At 72.7% G+C, this 19,066-nt stretch carries 20 protein-coding genes; 9 read left to right on the plus strand and 11 right to left on the minus strand.

Going from position 1 to position 19,066, the window contains the following annotated elements; genetic code table 11:
- Window positions 1–26 precede the first annotated feature (26 nt).
- Window positions 27–296, plus strand: a complete 270-nt coding sequence (locus ACYVD5_RS11865) for a DUF6406 domain-containing protein (protein WP_461001044.1) — start codon at window positions 27–29, stop codon at window positions 294–296.
- 821 nt (window positions 297–1,117) lie between these two features.
- A complete protein-coding gene (locus tag ACYVD5_RS11870) occupies window positions 1,118–1,438 on the plus strand; it encodes a Dabb family protein (RefSeq protein ID WP_461001045.1) in 321 nt (106 codons plus the stop codon).
- A gap of 9 nt (window positions 1,439–1,447) precedes the next feature.
- On the opposite strand, the gene ACYVD5_RS11875 is transcribed toward ACYVD5_RS11870, so the two are convergent.
- The 5 genes from ACYVD5_RS11875 to ACYVD5_RS11895 form a co-directional block, all read right to left on the minus strand.
- Complete coding sequence (locus ACYVD5_RS11875; RefSeq protein WP_461001046.1) at window positions 1,448–2,194, minus strand: DNA alkylation repair protein; 747 nt, start codon at window positions 2,192–2,194, stop codon at window positions 1,448–1,450.
- Window positions 2,195–2,437: 243 nt separating this feature from the next.
- On the minus strand, window positions 2,438–2,815 hold the full coding sequence (locus tag ACYVD5_RS11880) for a hypothetical protein (protein ID WP_461001047.1): 378 nt from the start codon (window positions 2,813–2,815) through the stop codon (window positions 2,438–2,440).
- Between the two features lie 557 nt (window positions 2,816–3,372).
- Window positions 3,373–4,497, minus strand: a complete 1,125-nt coding sequence (locus tag ACYVD5_RS11885) for a cytochrome d ubiquinol oxidase subunit II (protein ID WP_461001048.1) — start codon at window positions 4,495–4,497, stop codon at window positions 3,373–3,375.
- A gap of 57 nt (window positions 4,498–4,554) precedes the next feature.
- Window positions 4,555–5,862, minus strand: a complete 1,308-nt coding sequence (locus ACYVD5_RS11890) for a cytochrome ubiquinol oxidase subunit I (RefSeq protein WP_461001049.1) — start codon at window positions 5,860–5,862, stop codon at window positions 4,555–4,557.
- A gap of 213 nt (window positions 5,863–6,075) precedes the next feature.
- Entirely contained in the window at window positions 6,076–6,684 is a 609-nt protein-coding gene (locus tag ACYVD5_RS11895; RefSeq protein ID WP_461001050.1) for a LysE family translocator, read from the minus strand.
- A gap of 64 nt (window positions 6,685–6,748) precedes the next feature.
- Here ACYVD5_RS11895 and ACYVD5_RS11900 point away from each other — a divergent pair, with 64 nt between their 5' ends.
- Window positions 6,749–7,249 (plus strand): Lrp/AsnC family transcriptional regulator, encoded by a 501-nt coding sequence (locus ACYVD5_RS11900; protein ID WP_461001051.1) that lies wholly within the window; start codon window positions 6,749–6,751, stop codon window positions 7,247–7,249.
- A gap of 24 nt (window positions 7,250–7,273) precedes the next feature.
- Here ACYVD5_RS11900 and ACYVD5_RS11905 read toward each other — a convergent pair whose 3' ends face one another.
- From ACYVD5_RS11905 to ACYVD5_RS11915, 3 genes are all read right to left on the minus strand, one after another.
- The gene (locus ACYVD5_RS11905; RefSeq protein WP_461001052.1) at window positions 7,274–7,939 is read right to left on the minus strand and encodes a response regulator; all 666 of its coding nucleotides are present in this window, start codon (window positions 7,937–7,939) and stop codon (window positions 7,274–7,276) included.
- Window positions 7,936–9,225 carry a sensor histidine kinase gene (locus tag ACYVD5_RS11910; protein ID WP_461001053.1) on the minus strand — a complete coding sequence of 430 codons (1,290 nt, stop codon included), beginning with the start codon at window positions 9,223–9,225 and terminating at the stop codon, window positions 7,936–7,938. Before ACYVD5_RS11910 ends, ACYVD5_RS11905 begins: the two co-directional genes overlap by 4 nt.
- A 142-nt stretch (window positions 9,226–9,367) precedes the next feature.
- Entirely contained in the window at window positions 9,368–10,447 is a 1,080-nt protein-coding gene (locus tag ACYVD5_RS11915) for a DMT family transporter (RefSeq protein ID WP_461001054.1), read from the minus strand.
- A 266-nt stretch (window positions 10,448–10,713) separates the two neighbouring features.
- On the opposite strand from ACYVD5_RS11915, the gene ACYVD5_RS11920 reads away from it, so the two are divergent.
- Window positions 10,714–11,403 carry a hypothetical protein gene (locus ACYVD5_RS11920; protein ID WP_461001055.1) on the plus strand — a complete coding sequence of 230 codons (690 nt, stop codon included), beginning with the start codon at window positions 10,714–10,716 and terminating at the stop codon, window positions 11,401–11,403.
- 32 nt (window positions 11,404–11,435) lie between these two features.
- On the opposite strand, the gene ACYVD5_RS11925 is transcribed toward ACYVD5_RS11920, so the two are convergent.
- On the minus strand, window positions 11,436–12,275 hold the full coding sequence (locus ACYVD5_RS11925; RefSeq protein WP_461001056.1) for a spermidine synthase: 840 nt from the start codon (window positions 12,273–12,275) through the stop codon (window positions 11,436–11,438).
- Between the two features lie 242 nt (window positions 12,276–12,517).
- Here ACYVD5_RS11925 and ACYVD5_RS11930 point away from each other — a divergent pair, with 242 nt between their 5' ends.
- The gene (locus ACYVD5_RS11930; RefSeq protein WP_461001063.1) at window positions 12,518–14,257 is read left to right on the plus strand and encodes a proline--tRNA ligase; all 1,740 of its coding nucleotides are present in this window, start codon (window positions 12,518–12,520) and stop codon (window positions 14,255–14,257) included.
- Window positions 14,258–14,389: 132 nt separating this feature from the next.
- Here the strand turns inward: ACYVD5_RS11930 and ACYVD5_RS11935 are convergent, their stop codons facing one another.
- Both ACYVD5_RS11935 and ACYVD5_RS11940 read right to left on the minus strand, forming a co-directional pair.
- The gene (locus tag ACYVD5_RS11935) at window positions 14,390–14,890 is read right to left on the minus strand and encodes a ferritin-like domain-containing protein (RefSeq protein WP_461001057.1); all 501 of its coding nucleotides are present in this window, start codon (window positions 14,888–14,890) and stop codon (window positions 14,390–14,392) included.
- Complete coding sequence (locus tag ACYVD5_RS11940; protein ID WP_461001058.1) at window positions 14,890–15,396, minus strand: ferritin-like domain-containing protein; 507 nt, start codon at window positions 15,394–15,396, stop codon at window positions 14,890–14,892. Before ACYVD5_RS11940 ends, ACYVD5_RS11935 begins: the two co-directional genes overlap by 1 nt.
- 522 nt (window positions 15,397–15,918) lie before the next feature.
- Between ACYVD5_RS11940 and rimP the strand changes: the two genes are divergently transcribed.
- The 4 genes from rimP to ACYVD5_RS11960 form a co-directional block, all read left to right on the plus strand.
- Window positions 15,919–16,401, plus strand: a complete 483-nt coding sequence (gene rimP / locus ACYVD5_RS11945) for a ribosome maturation factor RimP (RefSeq protein ID WP_461001059.1) — start codon at window positions 15,919–15,921, stop codon at window positions 16,399–16,401.
- Window positions 16,402–16,425: 24 nt separating this feature from the next.
- Complete coding sequence (gene nusA, locus ACYVD5_RS11950) at window positions 16,426–17,466, plus strand: transcription termination factor NusA (protein WP_461001060.1); 1,041 nt, start codon at window positions 16,426–16,428, stop codon at window positions 17,464–17,466.
- Window positions 17,450–17,764, plus strand: a complete 315-nt coding sequence (locus tag ACYVD5_RS11955) for a YlxR family protein (protein WP_461001061.1) — start codon at window positions 17,450–17,452, stop codon at window positions 17,762–17,764. Before nusA ends, ACYVD5_RS11955 begins: the two co-directional genes overlap by 17 nt.
- Window positions 17,765–17,988: 224 nt before the next feature.
- On the plus strand, window positions 17,989–19,066 hold a 1,078-nt coding region (locus tag ACYVD5_RS11960), incomplete at its 3' end, for a translation initiation factor IF-2 N-terminal domain-containing protein (RefSeq protein WP_461001062.1).

Raw genomic sequence — 19,066 nt, forward strand, 5'->3', positions numbered from 1 at the left:
CTTTCGCAGACGGGAGACGGTCGGACGTGGAGCACGAGATCGGCGCGGAAGAGAGGATCACCTACGGCCGAAACGACCGCTTCGCCGGCGGTCCTGTCGGCGGGGGCCGCTTCTGGCTCGACGAGAACGGATCCCCGGCGGCCAAGATCGGCGGCCCGGAGGAGTGGAACGGCCGGGGCATGATCGATGTCCGGGCCGGCGACACATTCTCCGTCGGCGGCCAGACGTGGCGGATCACCGACATCGTGGACGCCGACTCCGACGAGGCTTACCTGAAAGCCGTCCGAGTCGGCTGAACGGCCCGATACGCCCCGGCCGCGGCGCCGGCGCAGGTTCCGGCCCCAGCCGGACCGGACACGCGGCGCCGCGGCCGAGGCGCGGCGCCGGGCGTCGCGCGGCACGCCCGGCCCGGGTGGGCGGGCGGCTCGGCATGCCTGGAAGTGGCGGCCCGGGTCCACTGTGCGGCCTTGTGACCTGCCGGGCGGCGGGTGGCTTGCACTAAAAAGCGGCACCAAGGGCGGCGGTCGGCCCGGAGGGGCGCGCGGTGCCCGTTATGTCGGGTTGCAGGGTGGCAGTGCGCCCGTTATGTCGGTTTCCCGTTGATGATCATGCAGAAATGCCGGTCTCAGCTTTGATTTTTGGGCATTTCCCTAGGGTTGGCGCGCCACCCGCCCCCGCCTACCCCTGCGCCGGACCTGTGACTAGTGGGTCCAATGGGGCGTGTGTACTTTATGTTCGGTTTATTGCAGCAGGTCATCCGATTGCGCTTCCGGCCGGCGGGCTGCCAATCGAGATGTTCCGGTTACCTGAATAGTCCAGGAGCGTGACCGAATCCCCGTTACCGTCGTCAACGACGCGGTGCCCCACGCGCGGTTCTGACCCGCACAGTCGCAGGGCCGTGCGCCGCGGTCCACCCCCCTTGACCGGCCCCAGGAGCTGTCCCCCGCCCCTGGGGCCGGTTCCGTGCCCGACGGCACCGCCGCGCGGCGGCCGGGTCCAGCGCCGGCTCCACGCCGATTCCACCGCTGAAACGGCCCGCGGCTCCCCGGATTCCGTTCGGACCGGCCCCGGCGGTGGGGCGGCGGCCGGCAAGAGGCGGCCTGGTAACTTCGCCCCCATGACTCTCCGGCATATCGCCCTGTTCCGCTGGTCCGACGACGCCACGCCCGCCAAGATCGCCGAGATCGAGCAGCGGCTGGCGCAGCTGCCCGCCGCCATTCCCGAGCTGGAGGGCTACGCCTTCGGTTCCGACCTGGGCATCAGCGCCGACACCTTCGACTTCGCGGTGGTCGCCGACGTTGCCGACGAGCACGCCTTCGCCGTCTACCGGGACCACCCCGAGCACCAGTCGGTACTGGGGATCATCCGGCCGCTGCTGGCCGACCGGGCCGCCGTGCAGTACCGGCTGGATGCGGGCGCGCCGCCCCCGCAGAGCTGACGGCCGGAGTCAGCCGCCGTGCGCACCGCCGCGCCGGCTGCGCTCGACCACCGCATCCGGCGGCGGCCCGATGTGCTTGAGCGCCTCGCGCCGCGACAGGGGCGCGAGCGCGGCACCGTGTTCGGCGACGAACGCGTGCACCCACGCCGGGTCGGTCGCGGCGTGGCTGCGCAACGCCCACCCGATCGCCTTGCGGACGAAAAACCCCTGGTGGGAGAGGTTCGGCTCGATCACATCGGTGAGCAGCCGGGTATCGGTGCGCTCCTTGGCGAGGATTTGGCACAGGACCGCGGTGCGCCGCAGCCACATGTCGTTGCCGGTCGACCAGGAGCGCACCGCAGGGCGGACCGAATCGCGCCAGTCCAGCAGCAGCGGCCCCACACGGCGCGCGGCGATCTCGTCGACGTAGTCCCACCACGCCCCGGCCGCCACCAGTTCCCGGTACAGCTCCAGGGTCTCGGGCACCTGGTAGGCGCGGTAGAGCGGGTCGCCCGTCAGCTGGATCGCCGCGTAGCGCTCCTCCCGGTGGGAGGCCACCTCCCACAGCGCGCGCACCGTGGCCTGCCAAGTGGGCAGGTCCTCGATGGGGTTTGCGGCGAAGACCTCCCGCAACGCGCGCCGCCGCTGCGCCGCCTGGACGCCGTGGAAGGGCAGTTCGGATTTCATGTAGGCGCGCATGGGCTCGGCCTTGGCGGGATCGGCGAGCGCCCGCAGCCGCTCGCGCACGGCCGCGACCACGCCGAAGTGGGCGCTCACGTGCCACCGGTCCCAGCGACGGGGTATACGGACACCGGGTCATCCGCGGGGGCGGAGGGCACCTTGTCGACGGCGGTCTCCTCGGTTCGGAAAGTCGGGGCGGCGGCGAAGGCAGCGGAGGCGGCACAGCCCGCCGGGAGCCGGGCATGGGAGCGCAAGGGCGATACCGGGGCCGGCCCCCTCTCCGGCGGGCCTGGCCTGCCGGAGAGGATACCGGCCCCCGCCGCGCAGGTGCCGGGCGCGTTACGGGTGCCGATCCAGCAGCCGCGCCATATCCCGGACGGTCGGGCACGGCCACAGCAGCATGCAGCAGTGGCATCTCTGCGGCCCTTGCGCACTGCCGCTGGAGAGCACGCCGGCTTCGCGCGGGCGGTGGGAGTCGAGCAGCGCCAGGCAGAAATCGGCGAAGGACATGACCTCCTGGCGGGCGTTGGCGTAGAACGCGACGTCGTTTATCCGCAGGAGCGCGTTCTCGCCGGCGTGCGGCGGGATCCCCACGGTGTCGGGGCCCCACGGCACCGCCGCGGCGGCGCGCTCGCGGACGTCCTCGACGTGGAGGCGCAGCCGCTCGTGGTCGTCGAGCCGGCCGGCCGCTGACGCGAATATGTCCGAGATCGACATTGCACCCCTTCCCGCGCGGCGCCGAGAACACGGGCTGGACACCGCGATCACGTGCTGTGTTCCCTGGCCGCAAATTGTGGCAAGGTGCCGCGCGGATTGCCCGCCGGACGCGCCGCTTTCACCGCGGCGGGTGATCGGGCGGCCGTTCGCAGCGCGTTCTCGCGGGGGAGCGAGTCGGCCGGCCGGCAGGGCAGCGCTCCCGCCGACCGGGATCGGACCGGAACCGGAAGCCGGCGGTACGGGGTCAGCCGCAGCTTCCGCCGCAGTTGCACGGGCCGCCGCTCTGGCAGCCGCAGCCGCAGTTGGAACCGCAGTTGCAGCCGCCGGGGGCAGGTGGTTTGGGTGCGGACTCGGGCATGGGGCCTCCTCGGTGCAGGTGGGCGGATGCCGGCAGATGGCGGCATACCACTGCGTGTGCTGCGGTGCCCGTTCCGCGAGATCACCAATCCGCTCGGCGAGCCCGCCCGCAGCCCGCCCGTCCACCGGGCCGGAGCGGGCTCGCCGAGCGGACGCCGGACGGTCCCGCCCGCCGCAAATCGCCGCCCAGGTCAGCCGGGTCAGGCGAAGAAGCCCGACTCCGGCGCCGGCCGCCGCAGCAACGTGTACAGCCAGAACTGGCCGAGGACGATGAACGGGACGGCGGGTGCTAAGGCCGACCAGAACAGCACGGCGGTGCCATCCGGAACCGGGGCCACCGGTAGGCTCACCGCCGCCGCGATCAGCAGCGGGATTGACGCCAGCGCCAGCGCCGACGTGTGCCGCGACAGGCTCGGCCCCGACAGTCCGGACGTCGCGGCGAGTGTGGCGACCAGGACCAGCGCCGCACCGGCGGCGGCCACCGGGCGCTCCAGCACCGCGCCGCCCGGCAGCAGCGACACACCGACCGCCAGCACGGCCGCGGCCAGCGCAGCCCGGGCCAGGGGGCGGATGGTCTGCGCGGCGACATCGGCGGTCTCGGCCGGATTGGTCCGGCTCGGCGCCTCCGGCACCGCCGCCGCCCCTGCTGCAGCCGCGGCGCCGGCCGGTGCGGGTGCGGGCGCCGGCGCCGGTTCCGGTGCGGGGCCGCCGGTACCGCGGGAGGCGACCCGGTCGGCGCCCACTGCGCCGGACGTTGCGCCGTCCGACGCCGCAGGGCCCTGCTCGGCCGCCACTGCCACATCCGTGCCCGCCGGAACCAGCCGCTCGGCGCCGAAAGCAGCGCCGCGCAGCGCGAACATGCACGCGGCGGCCAGCGCGCAGGCCGCCGCGAGCGGACTGACCAGCCGGCCGTCGTTCAGCAGGCCGGCGATGATCAGCCCCCAGCTCACCGCCAGCACCCAGCTGCCGCCCACAATGCCGGCGTCGCACGCCGCCCGCCCCGCTCGGCCGCGCATGCGAGCCCGCAACCACAGCCCGGCGTCCCGGAACAGCCACCCGGCAAGCAGGGCGAGGAACGCCGGCCACATGCCCGCGATCACGGCGGACTTCAGCGCGGGGAACAGGCCGACCGCCACGCCGATCGCGCCGACCAGCCACACCTCGCTGCCGAGGAAGTACGGTGCCATGCTCGACACTGCCCGCCGCCGCTCGGCGTCCGTGCGGGCGATGTAGGGCATCAGCATGCCCAGCCCGATGTCGCATCCGGCGAGCACCAGGTACCCCGCCACCAGTCCGGCGAGGAGAAGAACGGCAAGGATGTCCACGGCAATGCTCCTTCACAAGAGCGGGAGGGACGAGAGGGGGAATGCGGGCCGAGCGGACTAGTAGCTGTGCACCGGCAGGCTCGCGCCGGTTCCGCCGCCGTCGCCGGAATCACCGCCGCTGCCGCCAGTGCCGCCGCCGCTGCCATCACCGCCGCCGGTTCCGCCTATGCGGGCCGGCGCCAGCGGCCCGCCCCCGGGGCCCAGCCGGGCGTAGCGCACCAGCAACCGGTAGGTGACCGTGGCGAGGACGGCGAAGGCGGCCGTGAACAGCGAGAACGAGACCGCGGCCATCCCCGGTGCCATATCCGTCATGGCGTCGGCGGTGGTCAGCAGGTCCTCCACCGCCCAGGGCTGGCGCTGTGTCTCGCGCAGCACCCACCCCGCCACGCTCGCGCCGTAGGGCAGGAACGGCAGCGGCACCAGCGGCCACAGCAGCCACCGCCACCGGGCCAGCCCGCGGAAGACCCACGCGAACAGCAGCACCGGGGCGAGCAGGAACATCAGTGACCAGGAGCCCATCATCAGCACGTCGCCCAGCGCACTGAACGCGTTCGCCGAGCCCGCCCGCTCCTCGATCGCGGCGATCTCGTCCGCGCTGTAGGTGAGGCCGCTGGACGGCGGAACCCGGTCGTAGAGCGCGAACTGCGCGCCGCCCACGGCCGCCGTGGGCATCAGCATGATCGCGAATACGGCGGTCGCCCGGCGGATGCCCCGGCCGAACATGCTGTCGGGATCGCTGCGCCGGGCCAGGTGGTAGGCGCTGACCGCGATGACCACGGCCGACCCCAGCAGCAGCGAGCTGGTGGCGATGTGCCCGAACGCCAGCAGCGTCGACGGGTTCGCCATCAGCGCCACCGGGTCGTCGATGCGGGCCACCCCGTCCTCCATGCGCAGCCCCACCGGATAGCGCAGGAACCCGTTGGCCACCAGTACCCAGTAGGCCGACAGGTAGGCGGTGGCGGTGACGACCGCGAAGCAGGCGGCGTGCGCCCAGCGGTTCATCCGGTCCCAGCCGAAGATCCACAGGCCGAGGAACGTCGATTCGACAAAGAACGCCCCCATCGTCTCGATGGCCAGCGGCGCACCGAACGCGTAGCCGAACACGTCGCTCAGCCCGCTCCAGTTCAGCGCGAGCTGCAGCTCCATCACCAGACCCGACAGCACGCCCATGGCGTAGTTGACGACGTAGAGCCCGCCCCAGAACCGCACCGCCCGCATCCGGGCCGGGTCGCGGCGCAGGGTGGCGCTGAGCTGGCCGGCCAGGATGAACGGCGCCAGTCCAAGGGTCAGGCCCACGAACAGGTAGTGGACGCTCGCGGTCAGCGCGAACTGCATGCGCGCCAGCAGCAGCGGATCTTCGAACATGTCGGGAACGCCTCACGGGTCTGCGGGGTGTAATCGGTCCCGAGCATGGCCGTGCGGTCCCGCCTCCGGCATCGCCCGGCGGGAGGCTTCGCCACTACGCCACCGGGCGCGCGGCTCCGCGCACGTATACCGCCCCCGGAGTAGGGGGAACCCTTGAGGAGCCTCGGGGCCGCCCCGAGCGCGGGTCCGGCCGCAGCGGGTGCTGCCGGGCGGTCACCAGGCCTGAGCTGCCAGCACCACTCCGAAGGCGACGAGCACGGCGCCGCCGCCCCGCGTGGCGACGGCCTCGGCCGTGCCGCCGCGGGGAATCCGGGCCGTGCGGATCGCCGCCACCACCAGCGTCCACCACGCTGCGGCCGAGAGCACCACGGTCGCCCCCAGGACCGCCACCCCGGGGCCGGCGCCTGCGCGGCCGGTCGCGGAGACGAACTGCGGCAGCACCGCCGCGAAGAACAACAGCGCCTTGGGGTTCAGCGCGTTCACCGCCAACCCCTGCAGGAACCAGCCGCCGCGCCCGCCGGCCGCCTCCGCGCCGCCCTCCCCACCAGCGGAGGAGGACCGCAGCAGGCCCACCCCGAACCAGACGAGCACCCCTCCGCCCACGACCCGCAGCGGCCCCATCAGCTCGGGCGACGATGCCAGCACCGCTGCCAGGCCGGCCACCGCCAGGGCGCCGTGCAGGCACAGCCCTGCCACCACACCGGCTGCTGCGCGGATTCCGCAGCCGGTACCCACCACTGCCGCCCGTGCGATGACCACGAAATCGGGCCCGGGGACGACCAGCACCACCCAGAGCACCACCGTGAACGCCCACCACTCCATGACCGGCCTCCCGACCTTCGACGACTGCCGGAAAGGTAGTCAGCCGGTTCGGTAGCGTGCGAGCATGACGGAATCCAGAAGCTCCAAATCTCCAAACGCCGAACTGGATTCGATCGACTGGGCGATCCTGGGCATCCTGCAAACCGATGCGACGATCCCGAACAAGGACATCGCAGCGCGGGTGGGCGTGGCACCCAGCACCTGTCTGCAGCGGATCCGCAAACTGCGGGACAGCGGTGTCATCGCGTCGATCCGCGCACACATCGATCCGACGCGCCTGGGCCGCCCCGAACAGGCGTTCATCGCCGTGCAGGTGCGGCCGCACTCGCGGGATGCCGCCGAGGACTTTGTCGCCCAGGTCGGGCAGCTGCCCGAGACAACGGGGCTGTACAACGTCAGCGGCGCACAGGACTACCTGGTGCACGTCGCCGTGCGCGACAGCAGCCACCTGCAGTCCTTGATCATCGACCGGCTGCTGGTGCTGCCCCAAGTGGCGCACTGCCATACTCAACTGATCTTCGGACGCCCGGTGGTCACCCCGCTGCGCCGGCTGAGCGACGAGTGATCCGGGCGGTCGGTGGCGATCCGGCTATTCCACCCAACCGGGTGTCACCAGGGAACTCTCGTAGGCGATGACCACCAGCTGGGCCCGGTCGCGTACCCGGAGTTTCACCATTGTCCTGCTGACATGGGTCTTGGCGGTTGCGGGGCTGACGACGAGGCGTTGGGCGATCTCCTCGTTGGACAGGCCGGCGCCCACCAGAGCGAGCACCTCGCGTTCGCGGTCGGTCAGCTCGTCCAGCTGCGCCGACGGCTCGGGCCGCCGCGGGCGTTTCGCATAGTCGGCGATCAGCCGGCGTGTCACCGTCGGAGACAGCAGCGCATCGCCCTGCGCCACCACCCGCACGCCCTGCAGCAGGTCCGCGGGTTCGGTGTCCTTCACCAGGAATCCGCTGGCACCCATGCGCAGCGCCTCGAAGATGTACTCGTCCAGGTCGAAGGTCGTCAGGATGACGATGCGCACCGCAGCGAGCGCCGGATCGGCGAGGATGCGCTCGGTGGCCGCCAGCCCGTCGACCACGGGCATGCGGATGTCCATCAGGACCACGTCGGGGCGCTCGGCTGCGGCCTTGCGCACCGCCTCGCGGCCGTCGGCGGCCTCGGCGACCACGGTGATGTCCTCGGCGCTGTCCAGTAGGGCCCGGAAACCGGCGCGGACCAGGGCCTGGTCGTCGGCGAGTAGCACCCTGATCACCTGTGCGGCTCCTCTCGCGCCGGGCGGCGCGGTTCGCGTTCGGCGCCGGAGCCGCTGCCGCCCGCGGCCTCGGCACCCGCACCGCCGGCACCGTCGTCTGCGGCACCGTCGTCCGCGGTGCCGGTGCGGTCGGGGTGCGCGCGGTCCGGCAGCCTGACCCGTACCGCGAATCCTCCGTCGCTGCACGGCCCCGCCGCAACCTCGCCGCCCAGGGCGGCGACCCGTTCGCGGATACCGGTGATGCCGTTGCCGGGGGTGAAACCGCCGATCGCCGCGGTGCCGTTGTCGCGGACGAGGATCCGCAGGAAGTCGTCCGCGCGCTCCAGTTCGACCGTGACCGCGGTGGCGCCGGAGTGGCGGACCGCATTGGTCAGCGCCTCTTGCACGATCCGGTAGGCGGCGGTGCCCGTGTTCGCCGATACCGGTTGCGCTCCGCCGCTGCGCACCACCCGGACGTCCAGCCCGACGCCGCGGGTGCCGGCGGCCAGCTCCTCGATGCGGTCCAACCCCGGCGCGGGCGAGCGCGGCGCCTGCTCGTCGACCGAGCGCAGCACGTTCAGGGTCGCGCGCAGCTCCTGCAGCGTGTCCTTGCTCGTCCGCTTGATGGTGGCCAGCGCCTCGCCGGCGCGTTCGGGCTCGGTGTCGATGAGGTAGAGCGCGGTGCCCGCCTGCACGTTGATGAGCGAGATGTTGTGCGCGACGGCGTCGTGCACTTCGCGGGCGAGTCGCACCCGCTCTTCCGACGCCCGGCGCAGGACGGCCTCCTCGCGGGTGCGCACCGCCTCGTCGGCCCGCTCGCGCGCCAGGTTCTGGTACTCCCGGCGCCGGCGCACCACCTCGGCGCTGACCAGGACGACCGCCAACAGCTCCAGCATCACCAGGGCCGGGCCCAGCCGCGGCGCGCCCAGCGCAACGGCCTCCCACAGGTGCAGCGCAAAGAACTGGCCCAGGCCCAGGCTCCAGGCCTGCCAGCGGTAGCCGTCGGCGGCGGCGCAGAAGAGGGCGACCACCCCCGCCAGGCCCACGCCGCCGTCGGGAAAGTCCAATGGGTAGTAGACGGTGGAGGCGAGGATGGCCACCGCCGCTGCGGCGACCGGCCATCGGCTGCGCCAGACCAGCGGGAGCACCGCCACTGCCAGCAGGACCAGGCCCCACGGCAGCATCGGCCGTCCTGCGGGGGGCGCACCCGGCCACGACTGGGCCATTACCGACGTGCAGATGATCAGCACCGCGGTGGCGGCCGCGGTGATCGTGTCGCTGCGGGCGGGTCTGATTCGGGACAGCACGCTTTCGACGTTACGCGTCCGGGCCCGGCCGCCCCTCCTCCGCTGGGAGGCTCCGCGGTCGGCGCGGCTACGCCCCGGGGAGTAGGCCGGGTCCGGTGGGGCGCGCCCTACTGCGCGGCGGGCCCGCGGGGTTCCCCCGGCATCAGCCGGGTGCGCCGCGCAGGCGGTCGCGCGGCCGCCCGCTCCGGCGCCGGCGCCACACCGCGGCCGCGTAGTCGGTGCCCATCGCCCCCAGCAGCAGGACGGCGCCGACCGCGCCGGCGGGTGTCATCTCCTCGCCGAGCAGCGCCATCGACAGCAGCGCAGCGGTCAGCGGCTCGGCGAGCGTCCCCACGGCCGCTCCGGCGTCCGAAGCGGTGCTCACGCCGCCGAAGTAGGCGAGATAGGCCAGCACCGTGGGCACCAGCCCCAGGTACAGCAGTGTCGCCAGCGGTGCAGGGGTCAGCGGTACCGCCATGCCCGCGGCCAGCCCGGCCGGGACCATCAGCAGACCGCCGACCAGCAGCCCCAGCCCGGCGTTGGCCAGCGGGTCCAGCCCGGGAACCGGCGACCGGTTGACCAGGGTCATCACCGAGAACGTCAGCCCGGCACCGAGCGCGCAGGCAAGGCCCAGCGCCAGGTCGGCCGGGCCCGCGTCGGTGGCGGGGAAACCGACGAGCAGGGCCATGCCCGTCGCGGCCAGCAGGACCGAGACGGCCAGCCGCACGGTCGGAGGGCACCGCGCCAGCAGGCAGATCCCCACTGCAACGAAGACCGGCACACTGCCGATCTTGGCCAGTGTCGCCAGCCCGATCGGGATCAGTGTCAGCGAGGCGAAGTAGCAGGCCTGGAAGACCGCGTGCAGCAGCCCGTTGACCAGCAGGCGAACCAGCAGCCGCCGGCTGAGCGGCAACCGCTGCAGGCGCCCGGACAGCGCGAGGTAGCCGCTGATCACCACACCGGCGATCAGTAGCCGGTAGCAGCCCACGGCCACCACGGAAACCCCGGCCGCCTGCAGGCCGTGGCCGGCCAGTCCGCTGGTGCCCCACAGCAGCCCGGCGGCCACCAGCAGCGCGAAGCCGCGCTGGGTACCGGAGGAGGACCGCCCCGGACCGCCTGCGGCGGGCGTTGCGGAGCGGGGCGGTGGCGCGGAGGCCTGCTGCGGCGCGGCCGCGGCCGGTTCCGGCGGGGCGGCGCGGTCGGCGGCGGACCGGTCAGGGCGGCGGGGAATGGGCTCGGGCACGGCTTGCACACTCCGGCAGCGGTTGCGGGTCGGACGGGTCGGCGCGGGGCGCCCGGGTCAACCGCAGGGTGGCGGTGTGGCGCAGTGTCGTGTCTGTTGCCGCATAGTTTCGAGGTTAGTGTCCCGCTTTGTAGCTTTGTTGTTGATTCGGGTCACACGGCCCCCGCGGGTGGGATACTCCTGCCAATGCCGGTCCCGCCGGCCGGAGCCCCCGCCGGGCCCTGACCCGCGCCGGCCGCAGTCAGTCAGGAGCGACCGAACCCGCCATGAACGCCCCCCACCAACCGCACGGCGGGCCCCCGCCGGTCCATGACGTGCACAGCCGCCTGCTGAGCGAACCCTACGCCGCAGCACAGCCCCACCTGCGGATCGTCCTCACCGGCGACCCCTCGGACCTGGGCACCGACAAGCTCGCCTACTCGATCAACCCGCGGCTGACCGCGCTGCTGTGCTACCGGACCAACCCGGAGACCTATGAGGCGGCCGTGCTGGACCACCGGCACCGCCAGGCGTGGGGGGTCGGCAAGCAGGACCTGTGGTTCGCGGCGCTGCACAACCTCGCCTACGAGCCCTACGACCTGCGGACCTTCGAGACGAACACCGACACCCCCGTGCACGTCGTCCACGGGATCGGCTGGCCGGGCTCGGCGCACGTGATGCGGCTGGTCGAGATCGCGCGGGAACCGCTGCCCTTCGGCGCTGTGGTCATGCTGCCCTCGCCGAACACCATGCTGTACGCGGTGCTGCGCAGCAAACGCTCGGTCGCGCTGATCCCGTTCCTCTACCAGACCTTCCAGAGCCTGGCCCGGGACGGCGACCCCGTCACCGACCAGATCATCTGGTGGCGCGGCGGGCGGGTCACCGGGATGAGCGCCCAGCCCGATCCCGGCGGCGGCGTGGGCGTCCGCCAGACCCCGGAGTTCTCGTTCCTGCTGGACCACGAACTGCCCGACTGAGGGGGTTGCGCAGCACCCGGCCGGGCACCGCCTCAGCGCGCGAAGACGTCGTCGGGCGGCGCAGGGGAGTCGGTCGCGGTGGCGTCGCTGACCGGGGCGGCACCCGCGACGAACCGTTCCAGCACCTGGCCCGCCAGCACCCGCGCCATGTCGGGGTCGCGGTGGGCGCGACGCGTCAGCTCGTCGGCCGGCAGCGGGCGCTGCGAACCCAGCACCACGAAGTTGCCGAACCGGCGGCCGCGCAGCACGCCGGGCGCGGCGATCAGCGCTGTGTGGGCGAACACCGCCGCGAGTGTCGCCGCTTGGGCGCGCACGTGCCGCAGCCGGCGCCCGTCGCCCACGTTGACCGCGCACACCCCGCCGGGGTCGAGTACGCGTGCGGCGTCGGCAAAGAACTCCGTTGAGGTGAGCGCCGCCGGGGTCTGCGCACCTGCGAACACGTCGCACACGACCAGGTCGGCGCTGCCGCCGCGGCGCTCGGCCAGCCACCCGCGGGCGTCGCCCACTGCGACGCGCAGATCGGTGCGCCGGCCCCACGGCAGCGATTCGCGGACCAGTTCGATGAGCCGCGGGTTGTTGTCGACGGCCCGCTGGCGCGAACCCGGGCGCGTGGCGGCGACGTAGCGCGCCAGTGTCAGCGCGCCGGCGCCCAGGTGCAGCACCCGGAGCGGTTCGCCGGGCGGGGCGGCGAGGTCGACCACGTGCCCGATCCGCTGCACGTACTCGAAGTCGAGATAGGTGGGGTCGGACAGGTCGACGTGCGACTGCGGGGTGCCGTCGACGAGCAGCAGCCAGGAATCGGGCCGGTCGGCGTCGCGCATCAGTTCCACCTCGGGCTGCCGCTTCGCCGCTCCGACGTCGTGCACCGCCATACGTCCCGCCCCGATCGTGTGCTCTCGTATGCCGTCCGGCCCGCTACCAACGGTACGGGCCGGCGGCCGCCGCGGCGCCGCCGGAGATGCGCACGGCCCGGCCGCCTCGTCTCCGGGCACGTCCCGGGAGCGCTAGCCTGGAGTCCCTCCCGGGCGTTGCCGTGCGGTTGCGCACAGCCCGGGCCGCGCTCGTCCGCGGAATTCTCGTGAACCGGTGGATCCAAGGAGTGGCCGTGCTACGGATGTCGACCCTGTTCCTGCGCACCCTGCGTGAGGACCCGGCGGACGCCGAGGTGCCGAGCCACCGGCTGATGGCGCGCGGCGGCTATGTGCGCCGCGCCGCACCCGGGATCTACTCGTGGATGCCGCTGGGCAAGATCGTGCTCGAAAACGTGGCCGCGGTCATCCGCGATGAGATGAACCGCATCGGCGGCCAGGAGATGCTGCTGCCCACGTTGCTGCCGAGCGAGTACTACGACGCCACCGGGCGCTCCACCGAGTACGGCGACAGCCTCTTCCGGCTGCGCGACCGCAAGGGCGTCGACTACGCGCTCACGCCCACCCACGAGGAGCTGTTCACCATCCTCGTGAAGGGCGAGTACTCCTCCTACAAGGACTTCCCGGTGATCCTGTACCAGGTCCAGGAGAAGTTCCGCGACGAGGCCCGCCCGCGCGCCGGCGTGCTGCGCGGCCGCGAGTTCCACATGAAGGACTCCTACTCCTTCGACCTTGACGACGAGGGCCTGCAGCGCTCCTACGACCTGCACCGCGCCGCCTACATCCGGATGTTCGACCGGCTGCGGCTGCGCTACGTCGCCGTCTCGGCGCAGTCGGGCGCCATGGGCGGGTCGGTGTCCGAGGAGTTCCTGGCCGAGACCCCCACCGGCGAGGACACTTTTGTCCGCAGCACCGCCTCGGGCTACGCCGCCAACGTCGAGGCCGTGCACACGCCCGCGCCGCCCGCTCTGCCCATCGAGGGCCGGCCGGAGGCGCAGGTGCACCACACCCCCGGCACGCCCACCATCGACACCCTGGTGGAGTTCTTCAACGCCGCCGGACTCGGGCGCACCTTCACCGCCGCCGACACCCTGAAGAACGTCCTGGTCAAGACGCGCATGCCCGGCGCCGCCGACTGGGAGATCATGGGTATCGGCCTGCCCGGCGACCGCGACGCCGACATGAAGCGCGTCGAGGCCGCGCTGCACCCCGCTGAGGTGCAACTGCTCGACGAGGCCGACTTCGCCGCGAACCCCTTCCTGGTCAAGGGCTACGTCGGCCCCAACGCGCTGATCGGCAACAAGCTGCGCTACCTCGTCGACCCCCGGGTGGTCGAGGGCACCGCGTGGATCACCGGCGCCGACAAGGCCGACCACCACGTGATGAACCTGGTCTGCGGCCGCGACTTCACCCCCGACGGCACCATCGAGGCCGCCGAGGTCCGCGAGGGCGACCCCTCGCCCGATGGCCAGGGCACGCTCTACGCCGCCCGCGGCATCGAGATCGGCCACATCTTCCAGCTCGGCCGCAAGTACGCCGACGCCTTCGAGCTGGACGCGCTGGGCGCCGACGGCAAGCCCAAGCGCATCACCATGGGCTCCTACGGCATCGGCGTCTCGCGGGTCGTGGCCGCCGTCGTCGAGCAGTCCCACGACGACAAGGGCATCGTGTGGCCGCGCGAGATCGCCCCCGCCGATGTGCATGTGGTCGGCACCGGCAAGGGCGAGCAGATCGAGGTCGCCCTGCGCCTGGCCGGGGAGCTGGAGCAGCGCGGCGTGCGGGTGCTGGTCGACGACCGCAAGGGCGTGTCCCCGGGCGTTAAGTTCACCGACGCCGAACTGCTGGGCGTGCCCACCTGCCTGATCGTCGGCAAGGGCCTGTCCGAGGGGACCTTGGAACTGCGCGACCGCGCCTCGGGCGAGCGCGCCGAGATCGGCTTGGCCGAGGCGGTCGACCGGGTCGCCGCCGTGGTGGCCGAAGGCTGACCGGGGCCGTACCGTCCGGCGGGTGCGCGACTCGTCGGCGAGTGCGGCGCCAATGATCGGCGGCGACCCTGCAGAAATGCCCGTCTGAGCGCCAATATTTGGGCATTTCTGCATGATCATCGGTGCGCCAAGCTAGCCGCCGCCCTGTTCGGGGGGCGTGTCCCGCGGAAACCCGGGAAACGCGGGAAGCTCCACGCCCCACTCCATCCCGCGCAGCACCGCCTCCTGCAGCGAGCGCAGCGCCAGGTCGCGCACCGCGATGTCGGGGGAGGCCGCCAACTCCAGGTAGGCCTGCTCCGTCTGCCGTTCCACCCTGCGGGCGTAGGCGTCGAGGTCGGCGTCGCCGTTGCTTTCGGGCGGTTCGTAGACCGCCTGGCCCGGGTCGGGCTTGGCGCCCTGTTCGTGGAGTTCGGTGCGCAGGGTGTCGCGGTGGGCGCGGTGGGCGTCGAGGTACTCGTAGCAGCGCTCGCGCTGCTGGTCCCCGGAGTTCGCGCCGATGTAGCTGTAGGCGTAGACGGCGGCGTGCTCGGCACGCAGTGCCGCCTGCAGGGCGGAAACGGTGCCGAAACCCTCGGCCTCCCCGGAGGGGGCGGCCCCCTCAGCGGTTCCGGCGCCCTTGGGTGTCGCGCTCATCAGGTCTCCGAGAGGAGTCGGGCGTGGCCGGTCTCGCAGGCGCCGATGGAGGCGATGAGCTGCGCCAGACCGGAATCGGACAGGCGGGCGATCTGGCGGGCGCGCGAGGCCGCCGCGCTCTGCTCGGCCACGCGCAGCCCTGCGATGGGGACGGGTTCGCCGCCGACGGGAGCCGGGCGGGGGCCGCTCGGACTCGCCTCGCCGCCGGGGCTGCGCCCGGGCTGTTCGGGCAGCCGCCCGCGCAGCGCGTCGATGTGTTCGCGGTGGCGGCCCAGCACCCGCTCCAGCAGGCCGACGGGGCCGTCGCCGGCCGCGATGCTCGCCTCGTACCGCTTGATCATGCGCCTCTTCTGGCTGATCGCCGAGCGCAGCACATACTCGTCCGGGCTGATCTCGCTCGGATACCATTGGGGTCCCCCGCAGCCGCTCAGGCCTGCGGTCACCACTCCCGCGAGTGCGCCGACGACGACCGTACGGCGGCTGATGGCGCCGTAGCCGTTGCCCACCTGTCCTTCCTCCTCACCGGGAAGACCCCCGATACCGCGGGGTGAGACCGTCCGACGTGCAAGCGGGGCCGCACGCGCCGGGCACCCGCGATGGCACTGGGCGGTGCCGGGCTGCGGGGGAGGGGCCCCGTTGCACCTGCCCGTACCAAGGCCATCACGGACACCGGGGTGCGGATCGGCCTCCATCATTCCATGATCGGACACGGGATGTGTGTAGGCGCACGGATTCGGGGGCCGCGCTGACCTGTTCCAACCCCCCGCCGATGCGGCATCGTGCGCGCCCGCGCGCACCCGCCCGCGCCCGCTTCCGCCCGGTGCGCCACCCGCCTGTGCCGGGCGCATGCCCGCCTCCGGCCGCGGGCAGTGCGCTGACTAGGCCCGATGTTCGGGCCTGGGCAATCGCCGACAGTGGATACCCTTGACTGCACACGACGTCGCCGCGACGTGCGGACGACGACTGCTATAGCTGGACCGCCCCGGAACTCTGCTTCCGCGGGCGGAATTCGCCGAGGAGGATCACTGATGGGCGCGCAGGCTCGCCACGACCGTCTCGCCGAGCTGCTGGAGCCCGTCCTGGCCAGTGCAGGCCTGGAGCTTGAGTCCGTCGAGGTAACCCCGGCGGGAAAGCGGCGGCTGCTGCGGATCGTGGTCGACTCCGACGAAGGCGTCGACCTCGACTCGGTCGGCGATGTGAGCCAGGAGATCTCGGCGGCGCTCGACGGGTCCGACGCCATGGGCAAGGCACCCTACGTACTTGAGGTGACCTCACCGGGAGTCGACCGTCCGCTCACCCAGCCCCGCCACTGGCGGCGTTCGCGCGGCCGGCTCGTGCAGGCCGAAACCGCTGAAGGCGGCCGGGTCGAGGGGCGCGTGATCGACGCCGACGAATCCGGCGTCACCCTGGAGGTCGACGGGCAGAATCGCTCCTACGGCTATTCTGACCTGGGGCGCGGCAAGGTCCAGGTGGAATTCCGCCGCGAAGACGACGTTGACGCGGCGGACTAGAGGGGGAGCCCCGTGGATATCGATATGAGTGTCCTGCGCAGTCTTGAGCGCGAGAAGGACATCTCGGTTGACCTCGTCGTCAAGGCGATCGAGGACGCTCTGCTGATCGCCTACCACCGCCAGGAGGGCACCGAGTCCTCCGTGCGGGTCGAACTGGACCGCTCCAGTGGCCACGTCACCGTGTGGGCGGCCGAGAACGACGACAACGGCGCGGTCATCCGCGAGTACGACGCCACACCGACCGGTTTCGGCCGCATCGCGACCTCGACCGCAAAGCAGGTGATCCTGCAGCGCCTGCGCGACGCCGAGGACGAACTCACCCTGGGCGAGTTCGCGGGCCGCGAGTCCGAGGTCGTGTCGGGCCTGATCCAGCAGGGCAAGGACCCCCGCAACGTGCTGGTCGACCTCGGCAAGGTCGAGGCGATCCTGCCGCCGCAGGAGCAGGTGCCCGGCGAGCCCTACACCCACGGCGAGCGGTTGCGCGCCTATGTGGTGCAGGTGCGCAAGGGCCATCGCGGGCCTTCGGTCACGCTGTCGCGCACCCACCCCAACCTGGTGCGCAAGCTCTTCGAGCTGGAGGTCCCCGAGATCGCCGACGGCACGGTCGAGATTTCGGCGATCGCCCGCGAGGCCGGCCACCGCACCAAAATGGCGGTGAGCTCCAACAAGTCCGGGGTCAACGCCAAGGGCGCCTGCATCGGCCCGCTGGGCAGCCGGGTCCGCAATGTCATGGCCGAGCTGAACGGCGAGAAGATCGACATCATCGACCACTCCGCCGACCCCGCCGTCTTCGTGGGCAACGCCCTCTCGCCGGCGCGGGTCAGCGAGGTCGAGGTGCTCGACGAGGCCGGGAAGGTCGCCCGGGTCACCGTGCCCGATTACCAGCAGTCGCTGGCGATCGGCAAAGAGGGGCAGAACGCGCGGTTGGCCGCCCGGCTGACCGGCTGGCGGATCGACATCCGTTCCGACGCCGATCCCGGCGACCCGGACGAAACGTCGATCGACGCTTCGCCCGACGACGACCCTGGAAGGCCCACCGGGCACGCAGATGCGCCGACGCGATAGACTGGACATCCGCGGCCGTTCCCGTCCCGTGCGAACGTGTGTCGGGTGCCGGTCGCGGGCAGCTCAGTCCGACCTGATGCGGCTGGTCGCCCGATCCGGCGCCGTTGTGCCGGATCTGGCCGGGCGCTTGCCTGGTCGTGGTGCTTATCTGCACGCGGACCCCCGTTGCTGGGAGTCGGCGAAGCGGCGGCGGGTCTGGCCGCGGGCGTTCCGCACCGCCCAGAGCCTCGAAACCGCGCGCGTCGAAGCCCTCTTCGCCGCCGCTGACCGCGTTGGCGAGGCACCGGGTTCCAGATAGGGTTGGAATGATCACGCCGCCTCCACGGTTGCAATGGCGTAAAGACCGTACGGCGGCGGGTCTTGCCATGTCGCGATGTAAGACATGGCCGACCCATTGTTGTGTAACGACGAGGAAGCGGGTCGAGATTGCGATGAGCGCTCGATGAGTACGCAGCGATGAGTACGTCAAGCTAGCGACGGTCCGGAACAAGCCCATGTCCCGGACCGATGTAGAGGAGAGTAGTGGCCAAGGTCCGGGTATACGAGCTCGCGAAAGAGTTCGGAGTAGAGAGCAAGGCTGTCCTTGCCAAGCTCAATGAAATGGGTGAGTTCGTTCGGTCGGCATCGTCGACCATCGAGGCACCGGTCGTCCGCCGACTCAAGGAAGCTTTCAACAACGGTTCCGGCGGCTCCGGCGGAGGCGGCGGCGAGCGCAAGCCGCGCCCGCAGGCCCCCGCCAACGGAGGCGAATCCGGAACGTCCACCGCGCGCCCGGCGGCGCCCAAGCCGGGCCCCAAGCCCGGCCCGCGCTCCGAGGCCCCGCGCCGCAGCGCCGCTCAGCCTGAGCCAACGGCCCAGGCCGAGCCCGCCGCTCCGGCCGAGCCGGCTGCTCCGGCCGAGCCCGCCGCGCGGCCCGAGCCCGCAGCCGAAACCGACACCGGTTCCTCCGAGCGCGGCCAGGCGCCGCAGCCCGGCCCGCGTCCCGGTGGCGGAGCCGGCTCCGGCCCGCCCAAGGGCTCCGCGCCCAAGCCGGGCCCCAAGCCCGGTCCGCGTCCCGGACCGGGTGCCAAACCCGAAAAGCCCGGGGGTAAGCCCGGCGGCCGTCCCGACCGCGGCGAGCGCCCTTCGGCTCCGGCCGAGGGCGGCAAGGGCCAGCGTTCGGGCTCGCGTTCGTCCGGTCCCCGGCCCGGTAACAACCCGTTCGCCTCCACCGCCACCGGCATGGGCTCCAAGCCCGCGCCGCGTCCGGGCCCCCGGCCCGGCGGTGGCCAAGGCGGTCAAGGCCAGGGCGGCCAAGGCCAGGGCGGTCAAGGCGGCCAAGGCCAGGGTGGCCAAGGCGGCCAGGGCGGGGGCGCAGGTACGCGCCCCGGCGGCGACCGCAGCGGTCCGCCGCGTCCCCAGGGCGGCCCGCGTCCGGGCCCGCCCGGTGGCGGCGGCCCCCGGCCCAACCCGGCCAACGCCGGGCCCCGTCCCGGTGGCCCGCGTCCCAGCCCGATGAACATGCCCTCGTCCCGCCCGGCGCCCTCCGGCGGCGGTGCAGGGCGTCCCGGCGGCGGATCCGGCGGCGGCGCAGCCCGTCCCGGCGGCGGCGGTGGCCGCG

This window comes from Streptomonospora sediminis (assembly GCF_054778995.1).

What these genes read in the sequence shown, in the direction of transcription:
- ACYVD5_RS11900 (WP_461001051.1), top strand. Translation starts at nt 6,749, where the DNA reads ATGACGGAATCCAGAAGCTCCAAATCTCCAAACGCCGAACTGGATTCG.
- nusA (WP_461001060.1), top strand. Translation starts at nt 16,426, where the DNA reads ATGAGTGTCCTGCGCAGTCTTGAGCGCGAGAAGGACATCTCGGTTGAC.
- ACYVD5_RS11870 (WP_461001045.1), top strand. Translation starts at nt 1,118, where the DNA reads ATGACTCTCCGGCATATCGCCCTGTTCCGCTGGTCCGACGACGCCACG.
- ACYVD5_RS11930 (WP_461001063.1), top strand. Translation starts at nt 12,518, where the DNA reads ATGTCGACCCTGTTCCTGCGCACCCTGCGTGAGGACCCGGCGGACGCC.
- ACYVD5_RS11920 (WP_461001055.1), top strand. Translation starts at nt 10,714, where the DNA reads ATGAACGCCCCCCACCAACCGCACGGCGGGCCCCCGCCGGTCCATGAC.
- ACYVD5_RS11925 (WP_461001056.1), bottom strand. Translation starts at nt 12,275, where the DNA reads ATGGCGGTGCACGACGTCGGAGCGGCGAAGCGGCAGCCCGAGGTGGAA.
- ACYVD5_RS11955 (WP_461001061.1), top strand. Translation starts at nt 17,450, where the DNA reads ATGCGCCGACGCGATAGACTGGACATCCGCGGCCGTTCCCGTCCCGTG.
- ACYVD5_RS11935 (WP_461001057.1), bottom strand. Translation starts at nt 14,890, where the DNA reads ATGAGCGCGACACCCAAGGGCGCCGGAACCGCTGAGGGGGCCGCCCCC.
- ACYVD5_RS11880 (WP_461001047.1), bottom strand. Translation starts at nt 2,815, where the DNA reads ATGTCGATCTCGGACATATTCGCGTCAGCGGCCGGCCGGCTCGACGAC.
- ACYVD5_RS11890 (WP_461001049.1), bottom strand. Translation starts at nt 5,862, where the DNA reads ATGTTCGAAGATCCGCTGCTGCTGGCGCGCATGCAGTTCGCGCTGACC.
- ACYVD5_RS11895 (WP_461001050.1), bottom strand. Translation starts at nt 6,684, where the DNA reads ATGGAGTGGTGGGCGTTCACGGTGGTGCTCTGGGTGGTGCTGGTCGTC.
- rimP (WP_461001059.1), top strand. Translation starts at nt 15,919, where the DNA reads ATGGGCGCGCAGGCTCGCCACGACCGTCTCGCCGAGCTGCTGGAGCCC.